The organism is uncultured Endozoicomonas sp. (genome assembly GCF_947495845.1).
In the GTDB taxonomy this organism is placed as follows: Bacteria; Pseudomonadota; Gammaproteobacteria; order Pseudomonadales; family Endozoicomonadaceae; genus Endozoicomonas.
Window position 1 is genome coordinate 66,021 of record NZ_CANMAO010000013.1, and the last position, 18,760, is coordinate 84,780.

The 18,760-nt window shown below is 44.7% G+C and carries 12 protein-coding genes; 1 reads left to right on the forward strand and 11 read right to left on the reverse strand.

Going from position 1 to position 18,760, the window contains the following annotated elements:
- Positions 1 to 17: 17 nt before the first annotated feature.
- The 7 genes from Q1B11_RS10545 to Q1B11_RS10575 form a co-directional block, all read right to left on the reverse strand.
- Entirely contained in the window at positions 18 to 5,714 is a 5,697-nt protein-coding gene (locus Q1B11_RS10545) for a hypothetical protein (RefSeq protein WP_299731883.1), read from the reverse strand.
- A gap of 641 nt (positions 5,715 to 6,355) precedes the next feature.
- On the reverse strand, positions 6,356 to 8,683 hold the full coding sequence (locus Q1B11_RS10550) for a response regulator (RefSeq protein WP_299731886.1): 2,328 nt from the start codon (positions 8,681 to 8,683) through the stop codon (positions 6,356 to 6,358).
- A gap of 162 nt (positions 8,684 to 8,845) precedes the next feature.
- Positions 8,846 to 10,126, reverse strand: coding sequence for a phosphoribosylamine--glycine ligase (purD, locus tag Q1B11_RS10555; protein ID WP_299731889.1), 1,281 nt, complete (start codon positions 10,124 to 10,126; stop codon positions 8,846 to 8,848).
- Positions 10,127 to 10,146: 20 nt separating this feature from the next.
- Entirely contained in the window at positions 10,147 to 11,739 is a 1,593-nt protein-coding gene (gene purH / locus Q1B11_RS10560; protein ID WP_299731892.1) for a bifunctional phosphoribosylaminoimidazolecarboxamide formyltransferase/IMP cyclohydrolase, read from the reverse strand.
- 206 nt (positions 11,740 to 11,945) lie between these two features.
- Complete coding sequence (gene fis, locus Q1B11_RS10565; protein ID WP_299731895.1) at positions 11,946 to 12,278, reverse strand: DNA-binding transcriptional regulator Fis; 333 nt, start codon at positions 12,276 to 12,278, stop codon at positions 11,946 to 11,948.
- Complete coding sequence (dusB, locus tag Q1B11_RS10570) at positions 12,275 to 13,378, reverse strand: tRNA dihydrouridine synthase DusB (RefSeq protein WP_299731909.1); 1,104 nt, start codon at positions 13,376 to 13,378, stop codon at positions 12,275 to 12,277. The genes fis and dusB overlap by 4 nt, the downstream gene beginning before the upstream one ends.
- 307 nt (positions 13,379 to 13,685) lie before the next feature.
- Positions 13,686 to 14,261: a RimK/LysX family protein gene (locus Q1B11_RS10575; protein ID WP_299731911.1), complete on the reverse strand. Its 576-nt coding sequence runs from the start codon at positions 14,259 to 14,261 to the stop codon at positions 13,686 to 13,688.
- A gap of 179 nt (positions 14,262 to 14,440) precedes the next feature.
- On the opposite strand from Q1B11_RS10575, the gene Q1B11_RS10580 reads away from it, so the two are divergent.
- Positions 14,441 to 14,716 carry a hypothetical protein gene (locus Q1B11_RS10580; RefSeq protein WP_299731913.1) on the forward strand — a complete coding sequence of 92 codons (276 nt, stop codon included), beginning with the start codon at positions 14,441 to 14,443 and terminating at the stop codon, positions 14,714 to 14,716.
- On the opposite strand, the gene Q1B11_RS10585 is transcribed toward Q1B11_RS10580, so the two are convergent.
- From Q1B11_RS10585 to accB, 4 genes are all read right to left on the reverse strand, one after another.
- On the reverse strand, positions 14,682 to 15,599 hold the full coding sequence (locus Q1B11_RS10585; RefSeq protein WP_299731915.1) for a DUF3426 domain-containing protein: 918 nt from the start codon (positions 15,597 to 15,599) through the stop codon (positions 14,682 to 14,684). The two genes, Q1B11_RS10580 and Q1B11_RS10585, sit on opposite strands and share 35 nt — an antisense overlap.
- A gap of 115 nt (positions 15,600 to 15,714) precedes the next feature.
- A complete protein-coding gene (prmA, locus tag Q1B11_RS10590; RefSeq protein ID WP_067518792.1) occupies positions 15,715 to 16,602 on the reverse strand; it encodes a 50S ribosomal protein L11 methyltransferase in 888 nt (295 codons plus the stop codon).
- A 318-nt stretch (positions 16,603 to 16,920) separates the two neighbouring features.
- Entirely contained in the window at positions 16,921 to 18,261 is a 1,341-nt protein-coding gene (gene accC / locus Q1B11_RS10595; protein ID WP_299731927.1) for an acetyl-CoA carboxylase biotin carboxylase subunit, read from the reverse strand.
- An 11-nt stretch (positions 18,262 to 18,272) separates the two neighbouring features.
- Positions 18,273 to 18,725 carry an acetyl-CoA carboxylase biotin carboxyl carrier protein gene (gene accB, locus Q1B11_RS10600; protein ID WP_299731930.1) on the reverse strand — a complete coding sequence of 151 codons (453 nt, stop codon included), beginning with the start codon at positions 18,723 to 18,725 and terminating at the stop codon, positions 18,273 to 18,275.
- Positions 18,726 to 18,760: the final 35 nt, after the last annotated feature.

Consider the following 18,760-nt stretch of genomic DNA (forward strand, 5'->3'; position numbering starts at 1 on the left):
TTGGGGGGATTCTATGTTTAAACTATAGTAATCTGTAGCTCTTGTTCTGAAAGTAGCTGTTTTCTTTCTTGAACATATGAACTAGGTTCGTAGTGTGTATCAGCTTGGGGACTCATCTCAATCGTAGTTGACTTAGAGAGCTTTTTCTCTGTTTTACTACTTTCATTCAACTTGGTAAACCTGCGGCTTTCGGCTTCTTGAAGAATGCTCTTTCTGTACTCATTTTTTTTATGTGGTTCAAGTGACCTCAATTTTTTTCTGACGATGCTGTTCATATACTTATCCATAGTTTCAGGAGGCACTATTTTGTGAAGCTCAGAAAGAGCCATAAATAGCTCATTTTTTCCCCAGCTATTAATCTTTGGTGCTATTTTATTTATGAAAATTTTCAGTTGTTGTTTGGCATTTGAGTTTTTATCAGTCGCTATATCGTCTGTATCTGATTGAAAGCAGGGAACACTTTTTTCCAGTTCATCACGTAACATATTGGCAATGTGATAGTAATGGTTCTCTGTGGGTTTAATGTTTCTGCCATTATCATTCTGAATATCGGATTCAAATAATTTTTGGAGAACTAACTGGGCTTCTGACTCTTGATCTTTTGCTATTCGAGTTAAAGTTGGCAATCCTATATCTAAAACTGCCTTAAATTTCTTCCCAGCGTCAGCATGGATTTTCATGGGGTCCCCTTCTTGGGTGATTATTATTTCTTCAAGCATTGAATTCATCATTTCTATACTGGCTTGAGGTGGTACCAAAGCTCTTCCGCTTAAATGACCAATGATTATTTCTGCAACAGGAGAGTCAATTTTGTCTAAAAAACTGAACATGGTTCGCCAAAATTCAGAACCCATCAGGGTGCCGAGTCTTGCCATAATACCTGTTGTATCTTTGATTAGATAAGCGGAAGTTGCAGCCAAAATCTCCCAGTTTCTAGTGGTAACACCGAGATTTAGTTCGTTCGCTGTGGCATTAAGGAACATGCTGGTATTAATGGTTTCTTTAAGAAACCAGAGAATAGCAGTTTGCTCCCATTTTGTTGCGGCTCGTTGACCAAATATGTAATGCCAAAATTTTTGATCATCTGAAAGGCCTCCTGGGTCATACTCTCGTGATATAGTCTTTTGAGCTGATTTTAAGATATCCTGCATCATACTTTCGCGAGCGGCATTCGTCGTTCCATTATGAAGCCACTCGATTGTTGAGCTTGCCAGTTGCCATGGCGTTACAGCATAACGATAAAGATTGAAGGCTTGTCCAGCGTAAGCAATTATCACGCCGGTAGTGCCCGCTACTCTATAGTTGTTACCACTTTGTTTAATGGCTTGCTCATTTTCAATGGTAGATATTGTTGGGTTTTTACCTAATAAATCTGCCATTAGTTGTTTGCCATAAATATTATCTAAGGCTGTAAGCTGAAAGGTATCTTGTGGCGATCCTTTTTTGGAAAGGCTCATCAGGGCATGAGTAACGCGTTGATGTGTGGTTTTAATCGATAGGTAATTAGCGATACCTGCTTTTTCGTTAAAGGTGTTAAACCAATCCAGCTCTTTCAGAATAAAAAGAAATTGCAGTGTTCCCGATTTGGTGCTGAATACATCCATCATTTCTTTAAGGGTGTTATACCCGAGCATTCTATAAATTGTCTTAAGCTGGCGTTGAGTGCCAAGCTTCTCTACTCTGGCCTCTAGTTGTTCCATAGAGTGTGGCCGATCCGGCATTGCCATACCCATGGGGCCAAGAGTGAAGTATGCAATGACCTGATGGAGTACTTCTGCACCGAAGGCCAATGAAAGCTTACGTTCGTATGGGATTTGTTTGTTCAATGCTGTATCAAGCCAGTCAGAAATAGTTTCGTAGATGCTTCTGCTGTTATAGCCATAGAGCTTATCTGGAATAGCTTGTGTGGGATTTTGCTTGCGCGCAGCGTGTGTAAGAACCCTCTCATTGAGGTCTGCAGTCAATTCCTGAAACAGGATTGGCAGAGAAGAGTGAGTTCGCACACTTTCTGTAAACATAGATACATCCAACCCCCACCTTGTCATTGAGGCGGCGCTGGTGATTATACTCACAACGGCAGAAAAGGCGTTGCCAAGATTGATGAAGCCGGGGGGGAAAGATTTCATACCGCCAGAAGGACAACCAGCAGCATCGCTGTAAAACAGAGACCTCATTGCCTCAAGATTAGAGGTTTGCGAAGCACCTAGTGAACTCTGAATTGATACTTGAGGTGCATTGGAATTTACGCTGCTGTGGTAAATCTGCTGAAGACAAGTAAAGTCGCCATTAGTCAGATTTGATGCACTCGAAGCGGTGAAATTGGCAGGTACAGGAGTATCGACGATTGTAGTGAAGGCATCATGAAGAGCGGGATTGTTTTGTGTTAAATGGCTAAAAAGATGGCGTAGATTGTTCAGGCTCCTGGTCACATCTGAAATAGGTTCCTGCAAAGACCTCATTAAATCAGTACCCTGCTTTATGGATATCATACTCATTACGGCAACACAGAAGAAACCGCTAAGAAAAACAAACTCACCTTTGTTTAACAGTTTTATCAGACCTTGTATTGGTTTTGACCCGAGTGGTGAATTACTAAAATGCTTTTCGAAAAACCCTTTTTCAGATAGTTTAATTAATTCGTCACTGATTTTTGATAATACAGCTGGGTCTTTCATTTGTTCTACGCTAAAGCCATTTACAAGCGTTTGAATCGCTTTGTTTCTAACAGTACGTTGTATTTCAGAAACAGTTTTTTCGATATGATCAATGGTTGCTTGTGTGGAATCCTGATTGCTGTTATAGCTTACATAAGCCATCTGTTCTTCAAGGGATTTGAAATGGTCGTTGTATTTCATAATGGCGATTTTAAAGTCACTGTAATCATCAGTAGTATTATCTTTACCAGGTGCTGATGTCGTCAGTTTAATAGCCATTAAGCTTTGAAAAAAGTTTACGGCTTCTAGAGAAGGGGGAAGAGCATTTGCAACTTGATGGCTGAATGCTTCAGAGAAGCTATTCACTATGATCGAGGTTAAGGTTTTTGCCATTTTCAGTGTATCTGGGTTGCATTCATTTGGTTGATATCTGGGCAATAATGATAGAGCATTCCATATTTCCGATATGTCAGATTTCCAGTCTGTATCATCACTTCGATTGTAATTTAATCCACAAAAATTATTGAAACCTTTTAAGGATTTGTCATTCTGTATGGAAATATCCTCTATTAATTGTACTTTGGTATTGGAAGGTGGAAGTATGCGATTAAGTGCATTTTTTAGTATTGATAAAGGTTGGCATTGACTTAAATCATTTTTTCCTATCAAGCTTTGAATGGTTTCATTAAAAAAAATAACTGCCTTCTCAGTAAGCTCTCTATCATCAATGGCGTTACAAAATAAAAGCTTGCTATTTTGTAGAGCAAGAGAAGAAAGCTTAAGTATGTTGTGTGTCGCGCTGGGTATTTGTTGAAAATGGTAAGCTGTTCGAAAATTTTCGGCGGGCGAAAGATTGTTAGTGTGTCGGGAAATATTAAAAGGCTTTTTCTTACGACGAATTTGAGCCGATATCTCCTCACTGGTAAGTGTATGAATTGATATCTTTGGTTGATTATATTCCTGTTTGTTGGCCTTAGAGCCTGCAGTTAATGTGGCAATTAGGTCATCGTTATGTTGGTTTTGCTTGTCGGAATTTGCGATGGCAACTAATTTGCTGAGATAGTTCTTATATGTTTCAAGGTCTGCCATCGTCATACTTGGCTGGTCAGATGTTGGCTCTGATTTACCTGCATTTATGCTATTAGCTCTGATAAAGCTTGAAATGCTGGCGATGCAATTTTCATGATATGCTTTTTCTTCAGAAGAGATAATGCTTGATATTTCTGACTTTGTTTTTTTGAATGCATTATCGATATTTCTGATAATGAGTTCTTTATCTTTCCCATAAAATTCATCTGTTGGTGGGGTTTCGGAGGATAAATAGGTTGAAAGTGTGCTCATGGCTTGAGCAACGCAGTTGTTATAGAGGTATTTTTCGTTTTCAGGGAGGTGCTTTTTGATTTCAAAAATAATGTTTGAAAAACCATTAATTATCGTACGTCGCACATTTACACGTGACCTTATAGAGTTCTCTTTATCAACCTTATCAATATTTTTATCACTGATCAATTCATCAGCTCTTTCTATAAAATCATGTGTAACTTTATTCCAGTTAGCTATGGATTCTTCGCTTTCACTTGTGTTTGCAAATAATCTACCTCCTGTGATTAAATTTTTTGATAACCCATGAATGTTGTCGTCCAGACAACTGATATAGATGTCTGTAATTTTTCTGCGTAAATTCGATATCACCTCATTGAAGTATTGCTTGTTGTTTTCCGTGTTTATTTTTTTTTGTTCTTCTGTGGAATTGGGCTTATCTTTGTCGTAGGTTTTTGACTTTTTTTTATCAAGGTGGCTGATGTCGATACCGCTATCAGTCAGCGTTTTTTTTGTTTCTTTAATAGAATCGTCTGTGTTTAGAAATACTTCAAGCATACGGTTTGGAAATGTTTCCCTGACCGCTTGTAGATGTCTCTGCAGGTCACTTCTTTCGCCACTCCATATAGACGGTGAAGAGAAAACACCATCAGGCAGGTCACCTTTTAGTTCCTTCATAAGATTATTGAAAAAATCTCTCAAGCGTAAAATGTTGTGACTGTGCTCTGTTTTATCCAGAAGCAGGTCGTTGTTTGAAAGTGCCTTGGTGAACTCTGCCGCTGTTAGTAGGGTATGACTATATAAGTCAGGATTTTCTTTAGGGTTAATCGTATTCCCGAAAATTCCTTCTTCAATATAAAGTAAATTGGAAAGAATTAAGGAGTAGCCTGTATCAAATCGTCTAATGTGCTTTTCTGCGCTATTTTTATCTGTTGATATATTGATGCCCATAAACTCAAAGAAAGAGGCTAATGGGCGATCTTTATTTTGCTGGTGGTGATTTTTCTCCAGTAAAGGAGTGTTGAATGACTCCGCTGAGCTTAATATTGTATTTTTGAGATGATGGAATATTGCGGTTGTAGTGAAATTAGTTGGTATTCCCTCAGTATTTAAAAAGGCATGTAATAGCTCATGGTCTGCTAAATCTGGATGTGCATATGTTAATATTGCAAGCTGCATGAGCTGTTGGTTGTTTTTGCTATTTAGTACACTATCTGCAGCTGTATCGAGAGTAATGGATTTTAGAGTATTTAGTGCATTTTCGAGAATATCTCTTGTGTGAATATTGTGATTGTCACTGGGTTGATGGAATGCCAGCTTTAAATTGATGGTTTTGTAAAGGTTGTTTAATATCTGTTTTGTTTCTTCAGTGATTGGTTTTTCGTTTAACTTCTCAATCTCAGTGGTAAGGCTCGAAATTAGTTTTTCTGATTCATTGGTTCTATCTATGGTTGATGATATTTTTTGCTTATCACCATAGGGGATTTCAAATTTAATAATGTCTTTAGGATCTGGCACGCTTCCAGTGATAGTTCTCTGGATGATTGTCTTTGAAATGCTAGATGCTGTATGTTCTACAAGTGTGGCCGTGCCAGATATTGGATTAAAACTTGAATTTAATGGTTGTACCCTTCTCGCAGTGTTGGCCTCATATGCCGACGTTGTAGGCTTTAGGTTGGAACTTGGTGAGTAAGTTACTGGGTGTGATTTAAAATCTTGGTGGAGGTTTACTGTGCTCACTTAGGACTACCTTTGAAGGAATGAGGGATAGGTGGTTTTAATAATTTGATATGTTGATTTATTTTACTTTGATACTAGGTACCGGACGCGATAACAACGGAAACTTGTTGTCATACTGGTGATAACAGTCTTATAGTGGTTTCTTAAATTATTTATTTTTATATTGGATTGGTTTAGCATTATTTTACCCTCCTTTTTTATTGATGATTTATGGTTTAAATTAATAGTGGCAGTGGCATAAGTTTATTCAGTTTAATCAAAGATAGTGAATGGGTATATTGTCAATATTATTTATTCAGATTGATCTGTTGAACAGAAAGTCAATTTTAAGGTTAATGATAGTTTACGTAAAAGCTTTTTTTTTAAATTTGGTGGGTTTTTCTTCATTCGCAGATTGTTTTTATTATAAATTGTTTTAAGCTTTATCGTCTGTTAGTAACTGCTCAAAAGTTGTGGTAGATTTCGCAGTGATGTCTCTGCAGCCCAATAACAAAAATTAGGAATTTTTAGGAAGTGTGTTTATATTACCAAAAAATGAGCAGTTGCGTCCGTTTTTGATTGCTTTATTGGTGAATGCATGATTTGGTTTCAATGCTTTGTTTCGTACTAATATCTTGGTTGTGGATCTAGGTGTTAGAAGGTTAATTGGTTTTTTTAAGTATCTTAAATAATGCTTTTTTCACGGTAAACCGAGTGACAGGCTTTGTTAGTAGAGAGCTAATTCCAAGTTTATCGATATCTTCTGTATTGGGTAGTGTTGTAACACCCGTGAGCATAATGAAAGAGGGAGGTGTTAGCGTGTTCTTATCCTGGCTGATTCTCTCTGCTATTTGAATTCCCTTGAGGCCTGGCATTTGATGATCGGCAATAACCACGTCATAAGGTCGTTCAAGATATGATGCAGTGCGGATCATAGCAAGTGCTGTAAGACCATCTTCTGCTTCATCTACCATCAGGTCCAACAGCTTGCACTGCTGTTGCAGTACTTTCCTGCAGGTTGAGCTGTCATCAGCGATAAGCACTCTCATTTGGCTATATTCGTTATCGTTCTTTTTCTCCTGCTCTGGCTCTTCTTTGCTTGTTTCTGTATAGGGGGTGAAGAGGCTGATAGAGTTGGTATGTCTGACAATGTCCCCATCCATTTCTTTGAGCAGTTTCTTGGCAAGGAATAGATTTAGCGCTGAACTGGCTTCTACTTCCCCTTCATTTGTATCTTGATTGATGTCGTTGTTATATCCCCAATGTTCAATATAGCGACTTGCAGGCAGGCGTAATTCAATCCGCATTTTGCCAACAGTCTCTTTTTTAACACTAAGAATGAGTTCACCATTTTCAGCTTGGTTTAATGCGTAGAAGCAGGTGGCCTCTAATATCAGAAAAAAACGGCTGTCATTGAAGTAGCATTCTGAGGAGATGTCTTCTGCGATGGAGTAAATCAGCTCTACGTTCTTCTGTTCAGCCCGGTAGAGTAGTCTACTGGTTACTTCATCAATAGTGTCCTGCAGGTTTAATAACTGGCTATCACTGGGGCTTCTCACTTTGTTTGTCTTGATATTGGAAGCCAGCAGGTTGATCAAGTTGCCCAGCTCATGCCCGGAATATCTAAGTGTTTGTACATAGTCTTCTTGTTTTGGAGTGAGCGAGGTGCTTTGTAATAGCTCTGTCATACCCATGACGCCGTTTAATGGGGTACGGAGTTCATGTCCGATTTGTTTCACCACCTCGCGACTGAACAGTTCGGGATGATGCTGTTTATAACGATCTTGACTTTGCCTCAGTATGGTTTTTTTAAATCGGGTTGGGATCGTAACGTAGCCCATGGTGATGGTCATCGTGTACAACAGTATCCAGGTGGCATCATCTAATGGAACAGCAATGCTACCAGAGCCGGAAAGTGTGTAAAAAAACTGGCTCAGGGCAAGGGGAATAAACGTCCAGGGAGGTGCAGTCCGACATTCTCGTTTAACCAGCCAGAAAGAAAAGCAGAAAGTCACCGTGCTGATAAGCATTAATAATGACATTGGCGTATTCATGAGGCTATTCGAAGCCAATGGTATGAACAGAAGGCATATGAGATGCAGTATGGATAGGCCGTTGATGAAACGAACCAGCTGTGGCCACTCTCTATCTAATAGGTTGACCGATATGCGGTGAAAGCTAAGGCCTAGAAATAAGATGGATGCTTTAAAGAGCATGTTTTGTAATTCGATACTGCTATGTAGCCACGAGCACAGATAACCTTGCCATGAGCAGATAAAAAGTAGAACACAGACCATATTAATGGCTGTATAACCGTGGAGTGCACTGAGTCGTCTTGCTTCGATATTTTTAGCGGTAAGAGTGACGTTCTGTTTCGATAAATAGGATAGGCATATGTTGGCAATAATAATGGCGATTAATAGACCACTTAAAAGTGCGGTTTTACCCAATCGTGTGTTTTGTTCTGCCAGATACTGGTCCAGGCTACTTAAACGAATGCCTTTAAACAGTTCGGGTTGGTGGCGGGTTTTCAGGAATATTGTGGCTTTTTCGTTAGGGTTTAACGTGAAACTGGTGGTTCCATATTGATCAAATTGCAGGGCAGATATGTTCTTTTGCTCGGTAAGTGAGTGTTCTTTTTCAATGTACAGTTCTTTGCTGGGCTGTAATTGATAATCCACGGACAATACGGGGGTGACTTGATTAGCAGTATTATTACGAACGGGGATACGGAGCCAAAAGTGCCCGGATGTATCTTTTGAGCTTATGCTGCCGTACTGGTATGGGGTAAAGTGATATTTGTAGTCATCCCCGGTGAGCTGTTCAATACTGAGTGGTGTGCTGTCTTCAATCAGGTAGCAAACACTGCCATCGGAAGAAAAGGTAAACGATGGGTTGAAAATTTCAATAGCCGTGGTGGCCATGGCCGTGAAAGGTAATAGCAGAAAAAGTATAAGTGTCCATAAGTACCTATGGGCTTTGGTAAACACTCTGAAAAAGTCCGTTTCTCTTTATTCTTGGCCTGATTATACGTTAAGCATTTTTCTCAGACAGTGATTCAGTCGACGCTTTGGGTTGAGTTAGCATTCCCCTCAATTCCCCAAAACCCTGTAAGCACACTCATTGATGATGCTTACAGGGTATAATGGCCTTTACGCCTCTTCTCTGGCAATGGCCTTATGGCCAATATCCGTGCGGAAATAGGCATCCTGCCATTGTATGGTTGCCACTGCTTGATAGGCTTGCTCTTGTGCGTCTTTTACAGAGTTGCCCAGAGCGGTTACACAAAGCACGCGACCACCATTGGTTAAGGTTTTACCGTCTTCGATCTGTGTGCCTGCCTGAAAGACCTTGGCATTAGTGACGTTTTGCAAACCCGAGATTTCATCGCCTTTACGATAGGATGCTGGGTAGCCACCGGCGGCCATCACAACACCTAAAGCGGTTCTGTTATCCCATTCGATGTTGGCTGTATCCAGTTCTCCTTTAGCACCTGCGAGACAAAGCTCGACAAGGCTGGACTTCAGGCGCATAAGAATAGGTTGGGTTTCCGGGTCACCAAAACGACAGTTGTACTCTAATACTTTCGGCGTTCCTTTAGCGTCTATCATCAAACCGGCATAGAGGAAACCACTGTATGGCGTGCCTTCGCTGGCCATGCCTTCTACTGTGGGGATGATAACTTCTTTCATCGCCCGGTCATGAATTTCCTGAGTGACGACTGGAGCTGGAGAATAGGCACCCATTCCTCCAGTGTTAGGACCTTTATCACCATTATCCCGGGCTTTGTGATCCTGACTGGTAGCCAAAGGGAGAATGTTTTTGCCATCCACCATCACAATAAAGCTGGCTTCTTCACCAGTCAGAAACTCTTCGATCACCACGCGGTGACCCGCTTCACCGAAGGCATTGCCTGCTAGCATGTCGTCAATGGCAGCAAAGGCTTCCTGCTCGGTTTGAGCAAGGATGACGCCTTTACCAGCAGCTAGACCGTCCGCTTTCACCACGATAGGCGTACGTTGTTGTTTAACATAGGCTTTGGCGGGCTCGATTTCAGTAAAGTTTTGATACGCAGCCGTGGGAATGTGATGGCGTGCCAGAAAATCTTTGGTGAATGCTTTAGAACCTTCCAGTTGAGCTGCAGCTTGACGTGGGCCAAAGATTGGCAGGCTTGCTGCTTCAAACTGATCCACGACACCGGCCACCAAAGGCGCTTCAGGACCAACAATGGTGAGCCCAATGTTTTCTTGCCTGGCAAAGTTCACCAGTCCTGAGATATCCAGCACATCAATATCGACATTGATGACTTTATCTTCCGATGCGGTACCGGCATTGCCCGGTGCCACAAACACCTGGGCAATGTTTTCATCCTGAGCGACTTTCCAGGCCAGAGCATGTTCCCGACCACCGTTTCCAATGATAAGTACTTTCATTGTTATTCTGTCCTTTCAAATCAATGACGGAAATGGCGGATGCCAGTGAAGACCATGGCAATCCCCGCCTGATTGGCGGCATCGATCACTTCCTGGTCGCGCATGGAGCCGCCAGGTTGTATCACGGCGGTAATACCGGCATTGGCGGCGGCATCGATGCCATCACGGAATGGGAAGAATGCATCGGAGGCCATCACTGAGCCCGGTACTTCCAGTCCCTCATCAGCGGCTTTGATGCCAGCAATACGGGCGCTGTATACGCGGCTCATCTGTCCGGCGCCAATACCAATGGTTTGTGCATTTTTGGCGTAAACGATGGCGTTGGATTTTACGAATTGAGCTACTTTCCAGGCGAACTGCAGGTCGATAAGTTCCTGCTCTGTGGGTGCGCGTTCAGTCACTACTTGCAATTCTTCCGGGCTGATCACGTGTATGTCTGCATCCTGTACCAGCAGGCCACCGTTAACACGTTTGAAATCCAGAAATGGTGTTTGGACTTCAGGCCATTGTCCTGCACTGAGAACCCGGATGTTTTGTTTGTTCTGCAAAACAGCCGCCGCTTCCTCATCTATCTCTGGAGCGATGATGACTTCAACAAACTGTCGTTCAATAATTGAGCGTGCAGTGTCAGAGTCCAGCTTGCGGTTAAAGGCAATGATGCCGCCAAAGGCTGAGGTTGGGTCTGTTTCGTAAGCCAGGTTATAGGCTTCCAGAATATTGGTGCCGGTGGCAACGCCGCAGGGGTTGGCATGTTTTACAATCACACAGGCAGGCAAATCAAAGGCTTTCACGCACTCAAGAGCGGCATCGGTATCTGCAATATTATTGTAGGAAAGCGCTTTGCCCTGTAATTGTGTAGCACTTGAAACCGTGCCTTGAGGTGGGTATTTCTCGGTATAAAACGCTGCTTTCTGGTGAGGGTTCTCACCGTAACGCATGTCTTCAACTTTCATAAATTGCGTGTTGAATGTGCGTGGGAAAGACTCAGGCTCTTCAATACTCATTTTTTGAGAACCAGTGAGCTTGCCAAGATAGTTGGCAATGGCGCCATCGTAACCAGAGGTGTGTTCAAAAGCTTTAACGGAGAGATCGAAGCGAGTAGCAAGATCAACCTGGCCATCATTATCAGCCATGTTGTCCAACACACGTTGATAATCGTGATAATTAACGACGATGGTCGTGTCTTGGTAATTCTTGGCGGCAGCACGAACCATGGTTGGGCCACCGATGTCGATATTCTCAATCGCGGTTGCCAGATCACAGTCAGGCTTGGCAATGGTTTGTTCAAATGGGTAGAGATTCACAACCACCAGATCAATCGGCTGGATGTTGTGTTCTTCCATAATGGCTTCATCCTGCCCGCTTCGTCCCAAGATGCCACCGTGGACTTTTGGGTGTAGCGTTTTTACCCGGCCATCCATCATTTCCGGAAAACCGGTGTAGTCAGAAATCTCAATGGCAGGAATATCGTTTTCCACAAGAAGGGCGAAGGTACCGCCGGTAGAAAGGATTTCAACAGCGTGTTGATGAAGAGCTCGGGCGAAATCGACAATTCCTGTTTTGTCGGAAACGCTAATCAGAGCCCGGCGTACCGGACGAGTCGTGACTGCCATCGTTTCTCACTTACAGTTTGTTGGTATGCGTTATAAATTGGTATGTATTATAAAAAGTCGGCTGATTTTAGCGGGAAATAGCGGCTAATGGCAGGGGGAAGCGTAATAAAGTAGTAAATCCGCGGCCTTATGCTCGATAAAGGCTCGATAAAGGCGCGATAAAGGCGCGGATTATTCGTAAAACGATGTATTTTTCAGACGTAAACTCAAAGCAGACCGAACTGTTTCAGCTTTTTGCGCAGTGTTCCACGATTCAGACCAAGCAGCACCGCAGCGCGGGTCTGGTTGCCTTTGACGTAAGCCATGACCGTTTCCAGCAATGGTGCCTCTACTTCAGATAGAACCATCTGATAGACGTCGGTTACGTCCTGCCCATCCAGATGAGCAAAGTAGTTGTTCATTGACCGTTCAACACTGTCGCGCAGAGTTTGAGACTCTGGTAGCTGCGTTGGGATATGAGTCGTTGAGTGAGTGGCGGTGTTGTTTTCCCCGATTCCATTCACCGGATGACCTTCCGTCATTACCTGTGTTGCTGTCATGCCGCTATGACCTCTCCGTTGCCTTTTCGCTGTGCTTTTCTTTGTAAAGTAGAAAAACGTTCAAAATACGCTTGTATGCAGGTGTGCTGATCTTGTGAAGATTCCAGCTTATTAAAGTCCCGGCGAAACTCCAGGCCGGAAGGCTGATTCTGCATGTACCAGCCTACGTGTTTCCGGGCGATTCTCACGCCCTGTAGTTCTCCATAAAATGCATGCAGTGCACTCAGGTGGTCCAGAAGGATGGCCTGAATCTCACTTTGTTCCGGTGCGAGCAGTCTTTCCCCATGTTTCAGGAAATGATTGATCTCCCGGAAAATCCAGGGTTGCCCTTGAGCAGCCCGACCAATCATCAAAGCGCTGGCACCGGTGTAATCCAAAACGTATTTTGCCTTTTCCGGAGACGTAATGTCTCCGTTTGCAATCACCGGTATGTTGACCGCTTCCACAATTCGGGCGATGGTCTCGTATTCGGCATCCCCTTTGTACATGCAGGCGCGGGTTCGACCATGTACGGCCAGAGCGGCAATGCCATACTGTTCTGCCAGTTTGGCAACGTCGACACCGTTACGGTGGTCCGGATCCCAGCCGGTTCGAATCTTAAGTGTCACTGGTATGTCTACGGCCGCGGTGACCGCTTTCAGGATGGACTCCACCAGTTCAATATCTTTCAGCAGTGCCGATCCAGCGGCTTTATTGCTCACTTTTTTCGCTGGACAACCCATGTTCAGGTCGACAATCTGGGCGCCGAATTCCTGATTCAATCGGGCGGCTTCTGCCAGTTGCTGGGGATCTCCTCCCACAATCTGAACCGATCTGGGTTCAGACTCGCAGCTGTGATCCATACGCAACCTGGACTTGCGTGTGTTCCAGAGTTTCGGGTTGCTGGTCACCATTTCCGAGACCGCCATGCCTGCACCCATTTTCAGGCAGAGCTTGCGAAACGGACTGTCGGTAACCCCCGCCATGGGCGCCAGTATCACCGGGTTTTCAATCGAGTAAGAACCAATAACTAATTGCTTGGACAAAACAGTACCTGACAACGGGCTGGTTTGAGTCAGAGCAGCCTCTGCCTGATGGATAGAAAATGAATCCTCCATCATACCCGCTCGACTTCATGCGATAAAGTCGGGTTGATCAATAAATAACCAGTTTTTGCCGCAGCATTTTGTGAGCAATAGCTCACCAGAACTGATGGGCAATGGCCATCACTCCTTGCTATCCCAGTTATTCTCTAAGATGCGGATTCATAATAGAGCGATTGTCCTGCTCATTTTTTGATATAAGTCAGCAAGACCATCGTTCTATTAAAGAATCGTGAAGATGGCTGTTTATTGTGCGGTTAGCAGAGGATATTTTTGGTCGAAGTGGCTTTTTAGTTGTTTATCATGTGTCAGTCATCATTTTTCGTTAAGGATAACTGCTGGCCAGTTCTTCCGATAGTGTTGAGCAGCGACGGCTGAGAAGAAACTCCTCCGCCAGATCAATCACGGCAATATCTTTCAGTGTATTAATGCCCAATAGAATGGGGTTTTTGAATCGGGAGCGGGAGGTTAAGCTGAAATCCGAAGTGGTTTCTATAGGGCCAATGCGTATTTGCGTTTCAATCACCGGGCGCTTTTGAGGGCTGCCATGGTGCGTCTGAATATAGGCAAAGCGCTTTAGTGGACGAACGATGGATATCATTCTGTTGCTGTCATCGGCTTCCGGGATTTGGAAATGTACCCAGATAGAGCCGTTTTCTCGGGTTTTTAATTCAATATTTCTGGCATCCATAGAGGAAAGGGTTGAGCCGGAATCAATTAGCGCATTCAGTTGGGTTTGACGGTTTCCTACTTGATTAACGCGTTCCTGAAGGCCCACGATATAGCGATCTCCCGCCATACAGTGTTTAGTATCGACTTGGGCATGAACGGTGGCTGCCAGCGAGGGCAGGGTTAAAAATAGAGCCAGCAGGTATTTGGGTAGCTGGATGGAATACGACATAACTTCCTCCACGAAGGTACTGCAATACGGATGCCTTCTTCTCTATTAGGTTTAGCTGCTGGGAGGTGGTGCGGAGAGTTTCTTGAGAATGCCTGCCGGATTTCTGTCAGATGGAATATGGCGCTTTGGATCTCTGGAGATTACAGCCATAATCTTGCTGCTGACGGGTAGAGGTTTTTATGAGTAGATTCAGGTTTTCATGGCTGTTAATACCAGCGTTTTTTCTATTGGAAGTGGTTCTGATGAATCACCTTTCTCGCCCGGATAACTTTCCACTCAGTTTGAACCCGATAGAGGCGTTGAGTGGCATCGCCTTTACCCTAAGCTATTTCCATATTCCTGTAGTGATTGCCTTTGCTCTTGCTGTGTTGATATTGGTAATTCCAGCCTGGTTGATAACCAGACTGGTGATGTGGGGAGTCAGGAGCTTTTGGCAAAAGTTAGCTGATAGCTAACTGCGCTGGGGCCAGGGTCCATTATTTCAAGTCCGAGCCGAATAGGTTGATCAGCAGGCATGGCGTTGGATCCAGCCAGCTCTCCACCCAGATATTCAGAAGGTGAAAAGGCTCGGCTGGCAATTAACCGGCCATTAATATCCGTAAAGGTTAACTGGATGCTGGGGTATGGTTGTGTGTGACCAGCGTCATTGATAATCACCGCATCAATCTGCAATGCCTGACTGTTTTCGGGATGGGTCCGTACCACCAGATCCAGACTGCGGATGGCTTTAATGTTCACAATTTGCGGTAGTTCGCACTGTAAGGCACTGCAAATCAGACTATAGGCCGGTCGCAGCGTTGTATTTAAAGCCAGCTGGTTGCGATTGAACCAGCCGTATTGAGCAATCAAAGCCGTTGCCAGCACAAAGACAGTCAGCTTAAGAAGGGGGCTGCTTTGTTGAGACCGTTTGCGCAGCCCCGGAATCTCATCGTCATCCTCTTCATCATGATCATCAGAATGGTCATCAGATTTGTAAATGAGTGTTGAAACGGTTTCATGATGATAGCCATCGTACTCAAGTGCCGGCGTAGCAGTTGCCACTTTAGCTTTGCTGGAAGCTATGTCGGCTGTTGGTGATGCTGTTGTTTTAAGAGTCTCTGTATTTTCGCTGCTTTCTGGTACATCCTGTTCTGTTTCCAGTGAAGGTAATAGTTCTTCAGAAACTGTAGTTACTGTCGAAACCGGTTGTTCTGCAGGTAGACGCTCCAGTTGTTCAAGTGCATTAAAAACCTGCAGACAGGACCCGCAGCGTACAGAGCCTTTGGCGGCTTTTAATTGTACGTTCGTTATGCGGAACGATGTCTTGCAGTGCGGACAAGTGACACTTGAGGGCGTCATGTTAACTTCTTACCGATGTTCAAATTAATTATTAATTAGATCAAAGCCCTTGATCTTTATCCAGTCCATTAATGCATAGTCGTTACTGACTATGCATGGTGTTCAGGTTGTCTGCTTATGCTCGCTTGGTGCCTGAGAGCATTGCCCAGCCATCAAACGTGGTGGGTGGCTCCATATCAAACCACTGCTTGTAAGTCTGAATGATCTCCTCAGCTTGCTCCGACAGAATGCCTGACAGTGTAATAGAGCCGCCGGCCTTTGTCAGTCCAGCCAGTTTGGGGGCCAGTTGAGTTAACGGGCCAGCAAGAATGTTGGCGAGGACAACATCTGCGGCTTCAGCAGGTTCATCATCAGGCAGAAATACATCCAGTTTGCTGGCGGAAATCGTGTTCCTTTTCGCATTTTCAATGGTGGCTTCCAGAGCCTGAGGGTCGAGATCAACACCAATAGCTGACTTCGCGCCCAATAACAAAGCGGCAATGGCCAGAATCCCTGAGCCGCAACCGTAATCAATGACTTCTTTGCCTTTCAGGTTGGCCTGTTGATCCAGCCATCTGAGGCAAAGTGCAGTTGTCGGGTGTGTACCTGTGCCGAAGGCCAGACCGGGGTCCAGCATCAGGTTGACGGCGTCTGGGTCAGGTACCGGTTTCCAGCTGGGGCAAACCCACAGGCGATCACCAAACTGCATGGGATGAAAGTGAGTCATCCACTCTCGTTCCCAGTCTTTGTCTTCAACAATTTCGACTTTATGTTTTGGAAATGGATCAAGCCCGGCATTTTCCTTGAGGAAGGGCACAACATGGTCAACAGAGGTCAGGGCGTCAAATAATCCGATGACGACGGTGTTATTCCAGAGTGGAGTTGTGCCCAGTTCCGGTTCGTAAACCGGCTGATCTTCGGCGTCCTGAAGTGTGACCGCAGAGGCGCCAACTTCTAGAAGCAGGTCTTCCAGACGGTCAGCGTGGTCAGAGGTGGTGTTGAGTCTGACTTGAATCCAGGACATCGTATTTTCCAGAATAATAGACAATAAGCACTTCACTGACCTTTTGGCGAGGTTGTCGCAAAACTCCAGAAACCTTGTTCCCATGCTTCGCGTGGGAATGCATACCTCTTAATTTTCAAAGAGATAGATGTATGGGTTCCCACGCAATACCCAAAGGGCATAAAAGCATGGGAACCAGGGCTTTTGCGAAAACCTCTTGGCGCGTGAATTCATAACGCATAACGAGGGTATTGTAGCTGAGCCCATATCTTTCATAAATAGACAAAGGGTGCAGAAAAAACAAAGGCCTCGTTTGAGGCCTTTGGTGGGAGTGCAGAATCAATCTGCGAGTTTCTTCTCAAGATAATGAATGCTGACACCGCCTTCTTTGAAGTAAGGGTCAGTCACCAGTTCCTGGTGGAGAGGGATATTGGTTTTGATGCCTTCAATCACCGTCTCATCCAAAGCATTCTTCATACGAAGCAGAGCCGTTTCACGATCTGGTCCGTAGCTAATGATTTTGGCGATCAGGGAGTCGTAATGAGGCGGTACGCTGTAGCCATTATAAATGTGACTATCCACACGAATACCATTGCCACCCGGAGCATGGAATTGCTTTACATTGCCAGGGGATGGCATGAAGGTTTTCGGGTCTTCAGCATTGATGCGGCACTCAAAGGCATGACCTTTCAGTTCAATATCTTCTTGCTTGACGCTCAAAGGCATGCCACTGGCAATTCGCAGTTGCTCTTTGACGATATCAATACCGCTGATCATTTCTGTTACCGGATGCTCTACTTGAACCCGGGTATTCATTTCAATGAAATAAAACTCGCCGTCTTCATAGAGGAATTCAAAGGTACCGGCGCCTCGGTAACCCAGTTCGATACAAGCGCGGGTGCAGGCGCTGGCTACTTCCTGGCGTTTGTCTTCAGGAATATAAGGCGCTGGTGCTTCTTCAATGACTTTCTGGTGACGGCGCTGCAGGGAGCAGTCACGGTCACCAAGGTGGATGGCATTACCCTGCCCGTCAGCCAGTACCTGAAATTCAACGTGACGTGGGTTTTGCAGAAACTTTTCGAGGTAAACCGTATCGTTATTAAAGGCGGCGCCGGCTTCCGATTTGGTCAGTGCAACAGAGCTGATCAGCTCGGCTTCTTCATGCACGACCCGCATACCACGACCACCGCCACCACCGGCAGCTTTGATAATGACTGGATACCCAATTTTCCGGGCAATAGACAGTGTTTTCTGGTTGTCGTTGGTGAGAGAGCCATCGGAACCGGGTACCGTTGGCACGCCTGCTTTTTGCATTGCAGCAATGGCGGACACTTTGTCACCCATTAAGCGGATCACGTCAGCGGAAGGCCCGATAAAGGTAAAGCCGCTTTTTTCTACCTGCTCGGCAAAGTCAGCATTTTCAGACAGGAAACCATAGCCCGGATGGATGCCGGTGGCATGGGTGACCTCGGCAGCGCTGATAATGGCCGGAATATTCAGGTAGCTTTCTGTCGGGCTGTTTGGACCAATACAGACAGACTCATCGGCCAGATGCAGGTGCATCAGGTCGGCATCGGCCTTGGAGTGAACGGCAACGGTTTTAATGCCGAGCTCTTTGCAGGCTCTCAGGATTCTGAGCGCAATTTCACCCCGGTTCGCAATAACAACTTTATCGAGCATGGTAGCGACCCTCAGGCGATGGTGAACAGAGGCTGGTCGTACTCAACAGGCTGACCGCTTTCAACCAGAACCGCTTCAATGGTGCCGGATTTGTCTGCCTTGATTTGATTCATCATCTTCATGGCTTCTACGATACACAGGACATCGCCCTGGTTAACCTGCTGACCTTCTTTCACAAAAGGGGAGGCATCGGGAGAAGGTGAGTCATAGAAAGTACCAACCATGGGTGACTTAACCTGATGACCAGACATCACCGGTGCATCGGCAGTAGCTTCGGCAGAAGGTGCAGCTGCAGGCGCTGGAGCCGCAACAGGCTGAGCCATCTGAAACGGAGCCGCAGCTACCGGAGCGCTTTTTGAGTAACGACTGATTCGAACAGACTCTTCGCCTTCATGAATTTCCAGCTCATCAATGCCAGACTCTTCCAGTAGCTCAATGAGCTTTTTTACTTTTCTAATATCCATAGTCAGTCTCGAATGTTGGAACAGGCCGGGCGTGT